Source organism: Curtobacterium sp. ZW137 (assembly GCF_003762905.1).
Taxonomy (GTDB): Bacteria; Actinomycetota; Actinomycetes; order Actinomycetales; family Microbacteriaceae; genus Curtobacterium.
The window spans coordinates 130,127-144,634 of sequence record NZ_RJKS01000005.1 but is presented as its reverse complement, the minus strand read 5'-3'; the positions used below and the strand labels follow the sequence as shown (position 1 = coordinate 144,634).

Here is a 14,508-nt window from a genome sequence, read left to right as displayed (position 1 = left end):
AGACGCATGGTCGATCAAGCCCGCATGGCGACGCTCGCCGAGGAACCCCTCGTCGTGATCGGTGCTCCTCGGAGCGCCATCCGTGGAACGTGGCGGGAGCTCCGGGACGTCTTCGCGCAGCGCGAGATGCTCGGCATGCTCATCCGCCGCGACCTCAAGGCGCGCTACAAGGACTCGGCGCTCGGCTTCGTGTGGACGCTCGTCCGGCCGCTGACGCAGCTCCTCATCTACTACTTCGTGATGGGCCAGATCCTCAACGCCGCGAAGGGCATCGACAACTTCGCGATCTACGTCTTCACGGGCCTGACGGCGTACACGCTGTTCAGCGAGATCGTCGCCGGGTCCACCGGATCGATCGTCGGCAACAGCGGGCTGATCAAGAAGGTCTACGTCCCGCGCGAGGTCTTCCCGCTCGCGAGCGTCGGCGCCGCGATCGTGAACTACGCGATCCAGTTCGCGATCCTCATCGCCGCGACCGTGGTCCTCGGGATGTTCCCGTGGCACGGCGGACTGGTCTACCTGGTCCCGTCGCTGCTCGTCATCCTGGTGTACGGCTCCGCGGTCGGTCTCGTGCTCTCCGCGCTCAACGTCTACCTGCGCGACGTGCAGTTCGTCATCGACGTCGGCCTCATGGTGCTGCTGTGGGGATCGCCGATCGTGTACTCGTACTCGATGGTCGTCGACCGGCTGCACATCGGCTGGCTGCTCGCGATCTACACGAACAACCCGCTGACGCTCTCGGTGCTGGGACTCCAGAACGCGATCTGGCTGCACAAGCCGGGCATCGTCGACTACCCCGACCACCTCATGATGCGCCTGCTCATCGCACTGGTGATCGGGCTGTTCTGCCTCCTCGGCGCGCAGCGGGTCTTCTCCCGCCTGCAGGGCAACTTCGCACAGGAGCTCTAGACCATGGCCATCAGCACCCCGGTCGCCACGACGACCGCCACGGAGCCGGAGCGCCCCGAGGTCATCGTCGTCGACCACGTGACCAAGCGCTTCACCGTCCGCAAGGACAACACCATCCGCGAACGCATCGTCACGCTCGGACGCGCCGGCCGGAAGCACCGACAGGACTTCTGGGCGCTCGACGACGTCAGCGTCACGATCCGCGCCGGTTCCACGGTCGGCCTCATCGGCCAGAACGGGTCCGGCAAGTCGACGCTGCTCAAGGCGATCGGCGGCATCATCCAGCCGACGTCCGGCACGGTGTCCCGCCGCGGTCGCCTCGCCGCGCTCCTCGAGCTCGGCGCCGGCTTCCACCCGGACCTCTCCGGCCGCGAGAACGTCTACCTCAACGCGAGCCTGCTCGGCCTGAGCCGCAAGCAGACCGACGAGCGGTTCGACGACATCCTGGCGTTCTCCGGGATCGGCGACTTCATCGACACCCAGGTGAAGTTCTACTCGTCCGGCATGTACGTGCGACTCGCCTTCGCGGTCGCCGTGCACACCGACCCCGACGTGCTCCTCGTCGACGAGGTCCTGGCCGTCGGCGACGAGGCGTTCCAGCGCAAGTGCCTCGACCGCATCCGCACCTTCCAAGAGGCGGGCAAGACGATCATCATCGTCACCCACTCGCTCAGCCAGGTGCAGGAGATGTGCGACCGCGTCGTCCTCCTGAACAAGGGGAAGGTCCTGCACGACGGCGACCCGATCGGCGCGGTCAGCATGTTCCGCGACGTGCTCGAGGAACGTCGCGCCGGCGAGCTCAGCAAGGACGTCGCCGTCGGCCGTGGCACCGTGCTCGGCGCGACCGTGCACGCCGAGGGCAAGGGCACCCGCGACGGCGTGTACCCGGGCGACGACCTCGTGGTGGACATGGAGTTCGAGCACCTCGACGGCGTCACCGACTGGGAAGCCGCGGTCCAGATCAACAACACCGCCGGCCAGGTCGTGTTCGGCACCACCACCGGCATCATGGGGGTCCACCTGCCGCCGCTGCACGGCCGGAAGAAGCTGCGCATCCGGATCGCGGACACCGCGTTCGGCACCGGCAAGTACTTCATCAACGTGTCGATGATGGACTCCGCCGGGCGGCACCTGCACGACCTGCCGGAGTGCGACTCGTTCGAGGTCCCGGCCTTCGGCAACGCCGTCGGCACGGTCTACGCCGAGCCCTCGCTCGAGGACGTCGACTGACCCGGACCGCGGTCGTCGTCGTCAACTGGAACCACGCCGACCTGACCGTCCGGGCCGCGCGCGCCGTCCTCGCCGACGGTGCCGCCGACGACGTCGTGGTCGTCGACAACGGGTCCTCCGACGACTCGGTCGCGGTGCTCCGGCGCGAGCTGCCTGACGCCACGATCGTGGTCCGGGAGCACAACGGCGGATTCGCCGCGGGGGCGAACGCGGGCATCACGGCGACCGGTGCGGACATCGTGGTGCTCCTCAACAACGACGCGGTCCCCGCTCCGGGGTTCGTCGGGGCGCTCCGTGACCACCTGACGCACGCGGCGCCGGAGGTCGCGGCCGTGACGGGCCGCATCGTGCTCGCCGGACGCTGGGCGAGCCTCCCGTCCGGTGCCCGGCCCGGGCCGGACCAACGCGCGCTGGCCGGGCACGACGGCCGCCTGTGGGTGCCGTCGCCGGACGGGTCCGTCCGCCTCAACTCGACCGGCGTCCGCGTCGACCGGGTCGGCAACGGCTCCGACCGCGACTGGCTGGCGCCCGCGGACACCGTCGCCGCGACCACCGTCTTCGGTTTCTCCGGCGGGGCGAGCGCGCTCCGGCGCAGTGCGCTCGAGGACGTCGGCCTGCTCGACGAGTCCCTGTTCATGTACTACGAGGACACCGAGCTCTCCTGGCGCCTCGCACGGCGCGGGTACCGCGTCGAGTACGTGGCCGACGCCGTCGTCGAGCACGACCACTCGGCCTCCTCCGGCGTCCGGAGCGACCTGTTCGTGTACCGGAACGCACGGAACCGCGTCCTCGTCGCGCTCTGGCACGCACCGTGGCCGGTCGTCGGACGCGCCCTCGTGCGCACGGCGGGCCGTGCGCTGCGTGGCCTGTCGGGTGCGTCCGGTGCGTCCGGTGCGTCCGGTGGTCCGGGCGGATCGGACCGACGGGAGGCCCGGCTCGTCCTGGCAGCGCTCGGTGACGTCGTGCGCCACCTCCCCCGGCACCTCGCGCGCCGTCGGGCCGAGTCCGCTCGCGCCGTCGTGCCCAGCAGCCGGGTGGACACGGGGGCATGAGCCGAGCGCGATACGCTGGGTCGTCGTCCGTCGACGGCCCCGGCCCTGCTCCCGGCCCGGGCTCTGCCCACGGCCCCGCCCACGGCCCCGCCCGGAAGGAACCACGCGTGCCGCAGCTCACCGTCCTCATCGACGGGACCGCCGTACCGCGGAACCTCGGGGGCGTCGGCCGCTACGTCGAGGGCGTCGTGTCGCACCTGCTGGGCGCCGATCCCGCGCTCACCGTGCACCTCGTGGTCCGGAGCGAGCACGCCGCGCACTTCCGCGGTGTCGCCCCCGGGGTCACCGTGCACGTCGCACCGGCGTGGATACGCTCCGTGCCGCTGCGCTTCCTCTGGGAGCAGACGGGGCTCGTCGCCCTCGCACGCCGACTGCACGCCCGGGTGCTGCACTCCCCGCACTACACGTTCCCGTTCGCCTGGCGCGGCGGCTCGGTCGTCACGCTGCACGACGCCACGTTCTTCTCGAACCCGGAGTGGCACTCCCGGCTGAAGCGCACGTTCTTCACGTGGTGGAGCCGCCGGTCGCTCCGGAGCCGACCGATCGTCGTCGTCCCGAGCGAGGCCACCAGGACCGAGGTCCGGCGGGCCGTCCCGCGGATCACGGCCGACGTCCAGGTCGCGCACCTCGGCGTCGACCGCGCGGTCTTCCACGCGCCGGACGAGGCCGAGGTCGCCGACGCCCGGATCGCCGCCGGGCTGCCGGACGACGCCACGTGGATCGCGTTCCTCGGCACGATCGAGCCGCGGAAGAACGTCACAGCGCTCCTCGACGCCTACCGGACCGTCCGCGCCGAGCGTGCCGCCGCCGGGCAGGACACCCCGTGGCTCGTGCTCTCCGGGGCCCGCGGTTGGGACGACCAGGCGATCGCCGCCCTCGACGCGCTGCAACCCGACGACCACGTGGTCGAGGCGGGCTACCTGCCGCTCGAGGACCTCTCCGGCTTCCTCGGCGGTGCCGAGGTCGTCGTGTACCCGAGCCTCGGTGAGGGCTTCGGCCTGCCGGTGGTCGAGGCGATGGCCGCCGGCGCGTGCGTCCTGACCACGCGGCGGCTCTCGCTGCCCGAGGTCGGCGGCGACGCCGCGGTCTACACCGACGTGTCCGCTCCCGCGATCGCCACGGCGCTGGGCACCTTGCTCGCGGACACGGCGGTCCGCGACGAGCACCGGCGTCGTGCCGTGCTGCGGGCGGACGACTTCACGTGGGAGGCGACCGCGCGGGTGCACGTGGGCGCGTACGGTGCCGCGGCGGCTTCGTCGCGGGGCTCGTCTTCCGCTTCCTCTTCCTCTTCGTCGTCGTCGTCGTCGTCGTCTTCGTCGTCGTCCGGGGGCTCTCGATGAGCGCGCGGCCCCGTGTCGCGGTCCTCACCGTGACGTACAACACCGGCGAGACGATCCGGCCGTTCCTGGAGAGCGCCGCGCTGGCCTCCGACGGTCCGCTGCCCGTCGTCATCGCGGACAACGGCTCCGACGACCTCGACGCGCTCCGGGCGATCGCCGAGGCACACGGCGCCGTCGTGGTCTCCTCGGGCAGCAACCGCGGCTACGGCGGCGGGATCGACGCGGCCTTCGCGGCGCTCGACGACGTCCTGCCCGACGAACGGCCCGAGTTCATCCTGGTCACGAACCCCGACGTGGTGTTCCGCCCCGGCAGCGTCGACGAGCTCATCGCCGCCGCCGACCGGCTCCCCCGTGGCGGGTCGTTCGGGCCGCAGATCCTCGACGAGCACGGCGAGACGTACCCGTCCGCCCGGCAGCTCCCCTCGCTCCGGACGGGGCTCGGCCACGCGGCGTTCTCCCGCTTCTGGCCGGGGAACCCGTGGAGCCAGCGGTACTGGTCGACGACCCAGGTCGTCGAGCGGGACGCCGGCTGGCTCTCCGGCGCGTGCTTCCTCATCCGCACGTCGCTGTTCCGGCAGCTCGGCGGGTTCGACGAGTCCTACTTCATGTACTTCGAGGACGTCGACCTCGGGCAGCGGGTCGGACGCTCCGGGCACGCGAACGTCTACGTCCCGAGCGCCACGGTCGTGCACACCGGTGCCCACTCCACGTCGTCGAACCGTCGACGCATGGAGGTCGAGCACCACCGGAGCGCGTACCGCTTCCTGTCCCGGAAGTACCGGGCGTGGTGGCTGTGGCCGCTCCGCGTGGTGCTGCGCACCGGCCTCGCGGTCCGCGCGCGCTGGGTCACGCGCAAGTAGCGGCGCGCGCGGCGCGCGGCGCGCGGCCGGCGGCCGGCGCGCGGCGGCCGCGGCGCGGCCGGCGCGCGGCGCACGCGGCGCGCGGCCGGCGCGCGGCGCACGCGGCGCGGCGCGGCGCGCGCGGCCGCCGGCGGTTCGGCATGCCTGCGCACAACTGCAACCACTCCGAACCACGGATTCCCGTGGTTCGGAGTGGTTTTGGTTGTGCGGCGTATCCGCGGCAATGCCGCGGGCGCGCGGCTGCGCGCGGCCGCGGCGCCGCGGCGCGCCGCGTCAGCGCCGGCGGCGGAGCCGCTCGCGCTCGGCGCGCGCGGCCTCGACGAGCACCGCAGCCCGGGCATCGAAGGAGTGCTCGGCGGCGATCCGCGCGGCGACCGCGGCCCGCTCCGCGGGCGACGGCCACGCGTACGCGGGGTCGAGCAGCGCGGCGAGCGACTCCCGCGACGACGCGACCGCCAGCGTGGGGACCTCGAGCACGTCGGCGAGCCCCGCGACGGGGTCCGTGACGACGACCCCGCCCGATGCCAGCACGTCGAACACCCGGTTCGAGAGGAAGCCCCCGGCCGCCATGTCCGGCCAGTGGTCGTTGAGCACGACGCGGGCGTCGCGGTAGGCCGCCGCCACCGCTGTCCGGGAGAGCGAGGACTCCCCCGCCATCGCGGCCGGCAGCACGTCGGCCCAGCCCGGCCCGTGCACCCGGAGGTCCGCCCCGAGCGCCACCGCGTCGGACACGATCCGCCGCTCGGCACCGCGGGTCGACCCGACGAACACGACGCGCCCGGCGTCCGCCGACGCCCCCGGGGCACCCGGCGTGAACACCGCCGGGTCCGTGGCCTGCAGCAGGGTCCGCACCGGGACGCCCGCTCGCTCGGCGGCCGCGGCGGCCCACACCGGACCGGCGGCGAACACGGCGTCGAAGGAGCGGAGCTCGGTGTCCGCGACGTCGTCGGGGTGGCTGATCACCCAGAGGAGGTTGACGGACGCGGGGTTCGGCGGCACCCGGTCGAGGCCGCGGATCACCAGCGTCACGTCGTCCTCGGCGTCGTCGTCCCGGACGTGGGCGTCGCGGCGGTCGACGCGCACGCGCTGCCCGAGCCGCTCGAGCGCCTCGGCAAGCTCTGTCGCGAAGTGCACGTCGCCCCAGCCGTCGCCCTCGGGTCCGGCGGGAGCGGCGATCTTGAGCGCCCACGACAACTCCGTGTCGGCACGCGAACGGTCCACTGACGGCGACACCGGACGGGCGCCCCACGGCGGGAGCGGCGGTCCGGCGACGACGGCGCCGTCCTGCGCTCCGCGGTCCCGCCACGCGGTGAACGCGTCGACCGTGGCCGCGTCGATCGTCCGCCCGGCCTCGGCGTTCCGCCGCACGGACCAGACGAGGCGCACGTCTCCGGCGATCCGGTCGGCAGCGGCGCGGGTCCAGGCCGTCAGCGTCATCCGCTCGTCCGGGAGGCACGGTGCCGGCAGGAGCGCGGCCCGCGGCATCGAGACCACGGGCTGGTCCGCTGCGAAGACCGGCACGACCGGGATCGTGTCGAGGTCGTCCGGGTCCGCGGCGCCGACGGTCCGGCGGCCGTCGTCGGTCCGGCTGGCGCCCTCGGTCTGGCGGCCGTCGTCGGTCCGGCGGCCGTCGTCGGTCCAGGGCAGCGCGCCCGGGCGGAGCAGCAGGGCACCGTCGCGTCGGACGCCGTCGGGCATCCGCACCCGGGCCTGGACGACCTGGTCAGACCCGGCAGCGGCGAGCACCTGGAGGTCCTGGTCGGTCACGCCCACCGTCGAGTCGACGACGACGAGCACCCGGCCGACACCAGCGGCCACCCCGGCGTTGATCGCCGAGCCGATGCCGTCGACCGGGTCGGGACGCACCCAGGGCACGCCCCGCTGCTGGAGGTCCTGCGGTGACGCGTCGGCCACGTACCCCACCGCCCGGACGTCGACGTCCGGGCCGAAGGCGAGCCGGGCGGCAGCGACCATCGCCGGCAGCGCCGCGTACCGGTCCGAACGGCTGACGAGGAGCACCGTGACCCACTTGTCGGAGGCCACCGGCGTGCTCTGCCACCCGGCCACGCGGACGACGGACGCCGCCGTGTCGGACACGGGTCGGGCCTCCAGACCGGAGCCGGAGACCGTCGTGTTCGCACGGCGGCGTCGGAAGAGCGCCACGGGGCGTGTCAGGAAGCGAGCAGCTGCTGGAGGTAGACGCCGTACCCGCTCTTGGCGAGCGGCGCGGCGAGCGCGGCGAGGGCCGCGTCGTCGATCCAGCCGTTCCGCCAGGCGATCTCCTCGATGCACCCGATCTTGTGGCCCTGACGGTCCTCGATGACCTTGACGTACTCGGACGCCTGCATCATCGACTCGAACGTGCCGGTGTCGAGCCAGGCGGTGCCGCGGTCGAGGACCTCGACGCCGAGCGTGCCGGCCTCGAGGTAGCGCTCGTTGACCGTGGAGATCTCGAGCTCGCCACGCGCACTCGGCTCGATGGTCTTCGCAATCTCGACCACGTCGTTGTCGTAGAAGTACAGGCCGGGGACGGCGTAGTTCGACTTCGGCTCGGCCGGCTTCTCCTCGATGGAGACGGCGCTGAAGTCGTCGTCGAACTCCACGACGCCGTACGCCTTCGGGTCGGCCACGTGGTACGCGAAGATCGTGGCGCCCTGCACCTCGGTGTTCTTCTGCAGGCTCGTGCCGAGGCCGGTGCCGTGGAAGATGTTGTCGCCGAGGACCAGCGCGACGCTGTCGTCCCCGATGAACTCCTCACCGATGACGAACGCCTGCGCGAGGCCGTCCGGGCTCGGCTGCACGGCGTACTGGATGTCCATGCCGAGGGACGAGCCGTCGCCGAGCAGGGCACGGAACTGGTCGTTGTACTCGGGGGTGGTGATGACCAGGACCTCACGGATGCCGGCCATCATCAGCGTCGACAGCGGGTAGTAGACCATCGGCTTGTCGTAGATCGGCATGAGCTGCTTGCTGATGCCCTTGGTGATCGGCCAGAGGCGGGTGCCGGAACCGCCGGCCAGGATGATGCCCTTCATCGGGTCTCCTTCTTACTTCTTCGTCCGGAGGGACTCGGTGTAGGCGACGCACTCTTCGTACGTCGGCAGGAGGCCCTGCTCGGCGGCGTCGAGGAGCGTCGGGGCGCTGGTGTCCTTCTCGGACAGGACGGGCTCGCCGATGCCGTCCGGCAGCTCCAGGCCCACGGTCGGGTCGAGGATGCTGATCCCCTTCTCGCGCTGGGGGTCGTAATGGGCGCTGACGAGGTAGTTCACGGTGCTCTGGTCCTCGAGCGCGACGATCGCGTGGCCGAGGCCCTCGGAGAGGTACACGGCACGGCGGTCGACGTCGTCGATGCGGACCGAGTCCCACTGCCCGAACGTCGGCGAACCGACACGGATGTCGATGATGTAGTCGATGAACGCACCGCGCACGGCGGTGACGTACTTCGCCTGGCTCGGGGCGACGAGCGCGTAGTGGATCCCGCGCGCGACGCCGCGCGACGAGATCGACATGTTCACCTGGCGGAGGTCGAGGGGGTGGCCCACCGTGTCCTCGAGCACGTCGGCACGGTACGCCTCGAGGAAGGCTCCTCGTGCGTCGCCGTGCTGGACGGGGGTGAACTCCCACGCGCCTTGGATCTTCAGTTCGCGGATCTGCACCGGGGCAGCCTACCGCAGCACTCCAGGCGCCTTCCTGGTCAGCAGACGGACCGTCAGGACGAGGGTGAGGGCGAGCACCACGACGGCGAGCACGGTGACGACCCGGGCGACGACGAGGACCGCGCTCGACCCGGCGACGGGTGCCTGCAGGTCGAGGATGGCGAACCACACCCACGCGGCCGGCAGGGTCCACACGACGGTGAGCACCGAGGACGCGATCCGGCCGAACCCGGTGAGGCCGATCGCCATCGGGATCGCGAGCACCGGCATCACGGCGAGGAGGTACCGGGCGTGTGCCGAACCGCCGCTCATCGTGAACCGGACCTGTGCGACGACGACGAGCAGGACGACAGCGGCGAGCATCGCGGCGACGAGCCAGTCGGCGCGGATGTCGGCGCGGATGGAGGACGCGCGGGCGGGCGTTGCGCCGCCGCGGGCAGCGCCGCCGCGGGCAGCGCTGCCGCGGCCCGCGCTGCCGCGGCCCGCGCTGCCGCGGCCCGCGCGTCGGACGACGCCGACCACCGCGGCGGCGAGCGCCAGCGCCAGCGGGCCGAGCAGCAGCAGCCAGGTCCAGGCGCCGTCCTCGGCGAGGTGCCCGAGGAACACCGAGAACAACCCCGTCCAGAAGTCGTGGTCGGTGAGCACCTCGGACGCGGAAGCGGTGTGCCGGTGCAGGTGCTCGGCGGCCCACTCCGGGTGCGACCCCTCGGCATTGCCGGTGAGAGCGATGTTGCGGAGGTAGAACCACCCGGCGGCGAGGACGGGCACCAGCGCCGCGACGGCTGCGGCGACGAGGCGCCCCCACCCGTCCCAGAAGCGGGAGCCCGGCGCCGAGCGGGAGCCCGGCGCCGAGCGCGAGCCGGAGCGCGCCGCGAGGACCAGGGCGACGACGACCGCGACGACGAACACCGCGAAGGACGCCCGGCTCAGCATGCCGAGCCCGGTGACGACCCCCGCGACGACGACCAGGCGCGTCGAGAGGCCCCGGCGGAGCGCGGTCGCGCCGACGGCGATCGCGAGCGCGGCGAGGATCGTGTTCGGCAGGTCGTTGTAGACCGCGCCCCCGACGAGCAGCAGCATGCTCGTGCAGGCGATGACGATCGCGGCGACGGCACCGACGGCCGGTCGGCGCGGCACCACGCGGAACCCGGCGAACCCGGTGGCGAGGACGGCTCCCCCGGCGAGCAGCGCGTTCACCGAGCGCCCGGCGAGCACCGCGGCGTACGGGTGTCCGCCGTCCCAGAGCGGCCCGACCACCGGGGCGACGAGCGCGTAGAACAGCGGCGGGTGCTGGGCGACCCACTGCACCGGCGGGACGATGCCGAAGGGCGGCCGGATGGCGAGTCCCTGCTCGAAGACCGGCAGGTGCCCGTGCCAGAGCCCGATCGCGTAGTCGAGGTGGGCCGTCTCGTCCGCGGTGTTCAGCGGGGCGGCGCTCCAGCCGACCGCGAGGGACGCGAGGACGGCGAAGACGGCGGCGGTGATGACGACCGCCGTGGGCAGCCGTGGCAGGAAGCGTCGCACGGTGAGCGATTCTCCCACGGGTCCATCGGTCGTTCGCTTAGGCTGTCATGGCCTCCTCGCACCTGGAAGCCGTGCGCCCGCATCCCGAAACGAGATACCGCAGCCCCGTGAAGCTCTTCATCCAGATCCCCTGCCTCAACGAGGAGAACACCCTCGCCAGCGTCCTCGAGACGATCCCGACGCAGATCGACGGCATCGACGAGATCGAGGTCCTGGTCATCAACGACGGCAGCACCGACCGCACGGTCGAGGTCGCCCGGGAGCACGGTGTCCACCACTTCGTGCACCACACCACGAACATGGGCCTCGCCCGTTCGTTCCGCGACGGCGTCGACTACGCCCTGCTGCACGGTGCCGACATCGTCGTGAACACCGACGGCGACAACCAGTACCCGCAGGCGCAGATCGCGGAGCTGGTCCAGCCGATCCTGCGGAAGGAAGCCGACATCGTGATCGGCGACCGGCAGACCCGCACGATTGAGCACTTCTCCGGCTTCAAGAAGCTCATGCAGCGCTTCGGGTCCTGGGTGGCCAGCCGAGCGGCGGGCCTCGACCTGCCCGACGCGGCCAGCGGCTTCCGCGCGTACACGAAGTACTCGCTGATCCGCCTGAACATCGTCACACGCTTCAGCTACTGCATGGAGACCATCGTGCAGGCCGGCTACAAGCGGCTCGCGATCGCGTCCGTGCCGATCACGACGAACCCGAAGACCCGCGAGTCCCGGCTGTTCAAGAACATCTGGCAGCACATGTTCCAGTCCGGTTCGGCGATCGCCCGCGTCTACCTGATGTACCGCCCGATGGCGCTCTTCGCCTGGGTGGCCGTGGTCCTCGGCGGACTCGGGGCCTGGCCGTTGATCCGGTACCTCGTGCTCCTCTGGACGAACACCGGCGGGAACCACCTGCAGTCGATCATCCTCGGCGTGGTGCTGCTGATCACGGCGGTGCTGTCGCTGGTCATCGGCGTCGTCGCCGACCTCACCCGGTTGAACCGCACCCTCGCCGAGGAGCAGCTGGACCTGCAGAAGCTGCAGCGGTATGGCGACTGAGGCGCGGACGCTCTCGATGAGCACCCGCGCCGCCCTCTGGATCCGTCGTCCGGGGGCCTGGGTGGAGATCGCGTCGTGGGCCGCGCTGGTGGCCTTCGTGCTCTTCACGATCGGGCCCGCCCTGCTCGGGCACGGCACCTTCCTGAACACCGGACTCCTCAACCGCTTCACCCCGTGGGCGGACACGTTCCAGTCGACGACGCAGTCGAGCAACGTGTTCGACAGCGACACGATCGACAGTGCCGCACCGCAGGTGTCGCTGCTGGTCCGTCTCGCGCAGGAAGGCGTGTTCGGCGCCTGGAACCCGTACGTCGCCGGCGGCACCGAGCTCGGCGGCCTGCCCGACTCCGGCGCGTGGTCCCCGCTCTCCCTGCCGTGGTGGGTCCTGCCCTTCTCGTACGCACCGGGCGCCGTGAAGCTGCTCGAGATCGTCGTCGTGACGGTCGGCATGGCGCTGCTGCTCCGCCGCTGGGGCGTCCCGCGCGCCGGCTGGCCGATCGCCGCGATCGTGTACTCGGCCTCGGGGTTCATGGTCGCGTGGACGAACTGGCCGCAGACCCGCGTCGCGGCGTTCATCCCGCTGCTCTTCTGGGCGATCGACCGTGCGGCGACCGAGCGGAAGCTCCGAGACGTCGTCGCCGTCGGGGTCGCGCTCGCGTGCATGCTCCTCGGCGGGTTCCCCGCGATCGTCGGGTACGCCCTGTTCACGGGGGGCATCTACTTCGTCGCGCGCAGCATGGTCGCGCTCCGGAGCGTCCGCGGGGTGCTCGTCAGCGCGGCGATCGCGGTCGGCGGCATCGTGTTCGGCCTGTTCCTCTCCGCGTGGCAGCTCCTGCCGTTCGCGGTGAACGCGGCGAACGTCATCGACTTCGGCGCCCGCGCGCAGTCCGGCGGCGGTGGGACCCTCGGGTACCTGTCGCTCGTCAGCTCGTGGGTGGCCGACATCGCCAACGACGAGAGCCGCGGCGACGCCTGGAGCGGTCGCAACCCGGTCGAGACCGCGTCGTTCGTCGGCATCGCGGTGGTCGTCCTGATCGCAGCGGCGCTGCTCGTGCGCCCGCGGGTGCAGCGTGCGGCCGGCATCGTCTGGATCCTCCTCGGCCTCCTCGCCCTCAGCGTGGTGCTCGTCTACGTCGGCGGCCCGGTCCTCGCGGCGATCCGTGAGCTCCCCGTCTTCGACTCGAACCCGATCGGGCGCATGCGCTGCATCGTCGGGTTCCTCGCGGCCGCACTCGCCGGCATCGGGTTCGGGCGACTGGTCGAGCCCGAGCACCTGCTCGACGAGCTCCGTCGGCTCCGCTCGTCGCGCCCGGTCGCCTGGATCGGTCGCGGCCTGGTCGTCCTGATCGTGCTCGCCGCGGCGGCCGGCGTCGCCTACCAGACGCGGATGGCGCTCTACTCCGTCCCCGTCCCGCACCTGCACGAGCTGAAGGTGGACGTCGTCCGCACCGCGGTGATCGGCGCGCTCACCGCCCTGGCGATCGCGCTGGTCTGGTTCTTCCGGTCCCGCGTCCTCGCGGCGGTCGCCGGCGTCGGGGTCATCGCGATGGTCGTCGTCCCGGCGATCTCCTCCGTCCAGGCGTGGTGGCCGATCGCCCCCGTCTCGACCTTCTACCCGTCGACGCCGGCGCTGAAGTACCTGGAGAACCACCTCACCGACCAGGAGCGCTTCGCCACCGCAGGCCAGGCCGGGTTGCCCGGTTCGGCGTCGTACTTCCAGATCCGCTCCCTCACCGGGCACACCTTCCAGACGCAGGAGTGGAAGCAGCTCATGACGGCGATCGACCCGGACGTCTACGTCACACCGACGTACTCGTCGCTGCGGCCGACGAACCTGCCGTCGACGATCTCCTCCCCGCTCCTGGACCGCCTCGCGGTGCGCTACGTGATCTCCGACCCGTCGGCGCCCCTCGTCGGCCAGGCCGACCCGAGCACGCCGTCGACCGCGTGGGCCGACCTCACGAAGGCGAACCCGTCGGTCGACTCCCCGAGCAACACCGGGCCGATCAACGGCATCGAGTTCACCGGTCCCCCGGCGCCGACGAACTCGGCCGACGGCATGGACCTCACCGTGTCGATCGTCGCCGACGACACCGGCAAGACCCTCACCTCCACCGAGACCTGGGTCCCCGGGCTCGGCGGTGGCCGCGCGGTGGCGCTCGAGGGCGACGACATCCCGGCGTCCACGTCGTGGCACGCGGAGATCACGGTCACCGGCCAGGACAAGCGCGTCCCGATCGGCACGGACGCGGACGGCAAGGCCGCGATCACCGTCGTCCGTCCGAAGGCCGGCGACGACGTCACGGTCGCGCACACCGGCGACGCGACGATCTACGAGCTCGGCGGGACCGACGACCGGGTCCGCTGGGCGTCGTCGCAGACCGTCGTCCAGAAGGCCGCAGACCGTGTCGACACCCTCGACGACCCGGCAACCCCGGCGGACGAGGTCGTGCTGAGCAAGCCGACGAAGCACACGGCGGGTGGCGGCGATGCCGAGCTCGACGTGGACTCGAGCGACCCGAACGCGACCACGGTCGACGTGGACGCGGAGCAGGGCGGCTGGGTCGTGGTCGAGGACTCGCTGCAGCGCCCCGGCTGGAGTGCGACCGTCGACGGCAAGTCGACCCCGCTCGTCGCCGCTGACCACGCCGGCGGTGCCGTCTGGGTGCCGGCGGGCAAGCACACCGTCGCCGTCTCGTACACGGTCCCCGGTCTGTCGGCCGGTCTGGTCGCGACCATCGGCTCGGTCCTCGTCGCGATCGTGGTCGGCGTGCTCGTGGTGGTGCTCGGCCGACGCCGCCGCCGCGCGGGACCCGGCGCCGAGCCGACCGGCAGCACTGAAATACTCGATTGACAGACGCTCCCCCTACAATCGGGAATCGATCCAA

General features: G+C 72.1%; 11 protein-coding genes. 7 read left to right on the top strand and 4 right to left on the bottom strand.

The features are described 5' to 3' along the window. Window positions 1-6 precede the first annotated feature (6 nt). The 5 genes from EDF55_RS16895 to EDF55_RS16875 all read left to right on the top strand — a co-directional run bounded on the left by EDF55_RS16895 (window position 7) and on the right by EDF55_RS16875 (window position 5,391). Window positions 7-909 carry an ABC transporter permease gene (locus EDF55_RS16895; RefSeq protein WP_123656147.1) on the top strand — a complete coding sequence of 301 codons (903 nt, stop codon included), beginning with the start codon at window positions 7-9 and terminating at the stop codon, window positions 907-909. Between the two features lie 3 nt (window positions 910-912). Beyond that, complete coding sequence (locus tag EDF55_RS16890; protein WP_123656146.1) at window positions 913-2,139, top strand: ABC transporter ATP-binding protein; 1,227 nt, start codon at window positions 913-915, stop codon at window positions 2,137-2,139. Continuing rightward, entirely contained in the window at window positions 2,058-3,191 is a 1,134-nt protein-coding gene (locus EDF55_RS16885) for a glycosyltransferase family 2 protein (RefSeq protein WP_221180780.1), read from the top strand. Before EDF55_RS16890 ends, EDF55_RS16885 begins: the two co-directional genes overlap by 82 nt. Before the next feature lie 107 nt (window positions 3,192-3,298). After that, on the top strand, window positions 3,299-4,531 hold the full coding sequence (locus EDF55_RS16880; protein ID WP_123656145.1) for a glycosyltransferase family 1 protein: 1,233 nt from the start codon (window positions 3,299-3,301) through the stop codon (window positions 4,529-4,531). After that, window positions 4,528-5,391 carry a glycosyltransferase family 2 protein gene (locus EDF55_RS16875; protein ID WP_123656212.1) on the top strand — a complete coding sequence of 288 codons (864 nt, stop codon included), beginning with the start codon at window positions 4,528-4,530 and terminating at the stop codon, window positions 5,389-5,391. The genes EDF55_RS16880 and EDF55_RS16875 overlap by 4 nt, the downstream gene beginning before the upstream one ends. Window positions 5,392-5,664: 273 nt before the next feature. Here EDF55_RS16875 and EDF55_RS16870 read toward each other — a convergent pair whose 3' ends face one another. Genes EDF55_RS16870 through EDF55_RS16855 form a run of 4 tightly spaced genes read right to left on the bottom strand, consistent with a single transcriptional unit; the run spans window position 5,665 to window position 10,571 of the window. Further along, window positions 5,665-7,554, bottom strand: a complete 1,890-nt coding sequence (locus EDF55_RS16870) for a glycosyltransferase (RefSeq protein WP_123656144.1) — start codon at window positions 7,552-7,554, stop codon at window positions 5,665-5,667. 8 nt (window positions 7,555-7,562) lie between these two features. After that, the gene (gene rfbA / locus EDF55_RS16865; protein WP_123656143.1) at window positions 7,563-8,426 is read right to left on the bottom strand and encodes a glucose-1-phosphate thymidylyltransferase RfbA; all 864 of its coding nucleotides are present in this window, start codon (window positions 8,424-8,426) and stop codon (window positions 7,563-7,565) included. Between the two features lie 12 nt (window positions 8,427-8,438). Further along, on the bottom strand, window positions 8,439-9,047 hold the full coding sequence (locus tag EDF55_RS16860) for a dTDP-4-dehydrorhamnose 3,5-epimerase family protein (RefSeq protein ID WP_123656142.1): 609 nt from the start codon (window positions 9,045-9,047) through the stop codon (window positions 8,439-8,441). Between the two features lie 9 nt (window positions 9,048-9,056). Continuing rightward, entirely contained in the window at window positions 9,057-10,571 is a 1,515-nt protein-coding gene (locus EDF55_RS16855) for a DUF2142 domain-containing protein (protein ID WP_148079033.1), read from the bottom strand. Between the two features lie 107 nt (window positions 10,572-10,678). Here EDF55_RS16855 and EDF55_RS16850 point away from each other — a divergent pair, with 107 nt between their 5' ends. Then, window positions 10,679-11,620 carry a glycosyltransferase family 2 protein gene (locus tag EDF55_RS16850; RefSeq protein ID WP_123656140.1) on the top strand — a complete coding sequence of 314 codons (942 nt, stop codon included), beginning with the start codon at window positions 10,679-10,681 and terminating at the stop codon, window positions 11,618-11,620. Between the two features lie 16 nt (window positions 11,621-11,636). Further along, window positions 11,637-14,474 carry a hypothetical protein gene (locus tag EDF55_RS16845; protein ID WP_123656139.1) on the top strand — a complete coding sequence of 946 codons (2,838 nt, stop codon included), beginning with the start codon at window positions 11,637-11,639 and terminating at the stop codon, window positions 14,472-14,474. The last annotated feature ends 34 nt before the right edge of the window (window positions 14,475-14,508 follow it).

What these genes read in the sequence shown, in the direction of transcription:
- EDF55_RS16890 (WP_123656146.1), top strand. Translation starts at nt 913, where the DNA reads ATGGCCATCAGCACCCCGGTCGCCACGACGACCGCCACGGAGCCGGAG.
- EDF55_RS16895 (WP_123656147.1), top strand. Translation starts at nt 7, where the DNA reads ATGGTCGATCAAGCCCGCATGGCGACGCTCGCCGAGGAACCCCTCGTC.
- rfbA (WP_123656143.1), bottom strand. Translation starts at nt 8,426, where the DNA reads ATGAAGGGCATCATCCTGGCCGGCGGTTCCGGCACCCGCCTCTGGCCG.
- EDF55_RS16845 (WP_123656139.1), top strand. Translation starts at nt 11,637, where the DNA reads ATGAGCACCCGCGCCGCCCTCTGGATCCGTCGTCCGGGGGCCTGGGTG.
- EDF55_RS16875 (WP_123656212.1), top strand. Translation starts at nt 4,528, where the DNA reads ATGAGCGCGCGGCCCCGTGTCGCGGTCCTCACCGTGACGTACAACACC.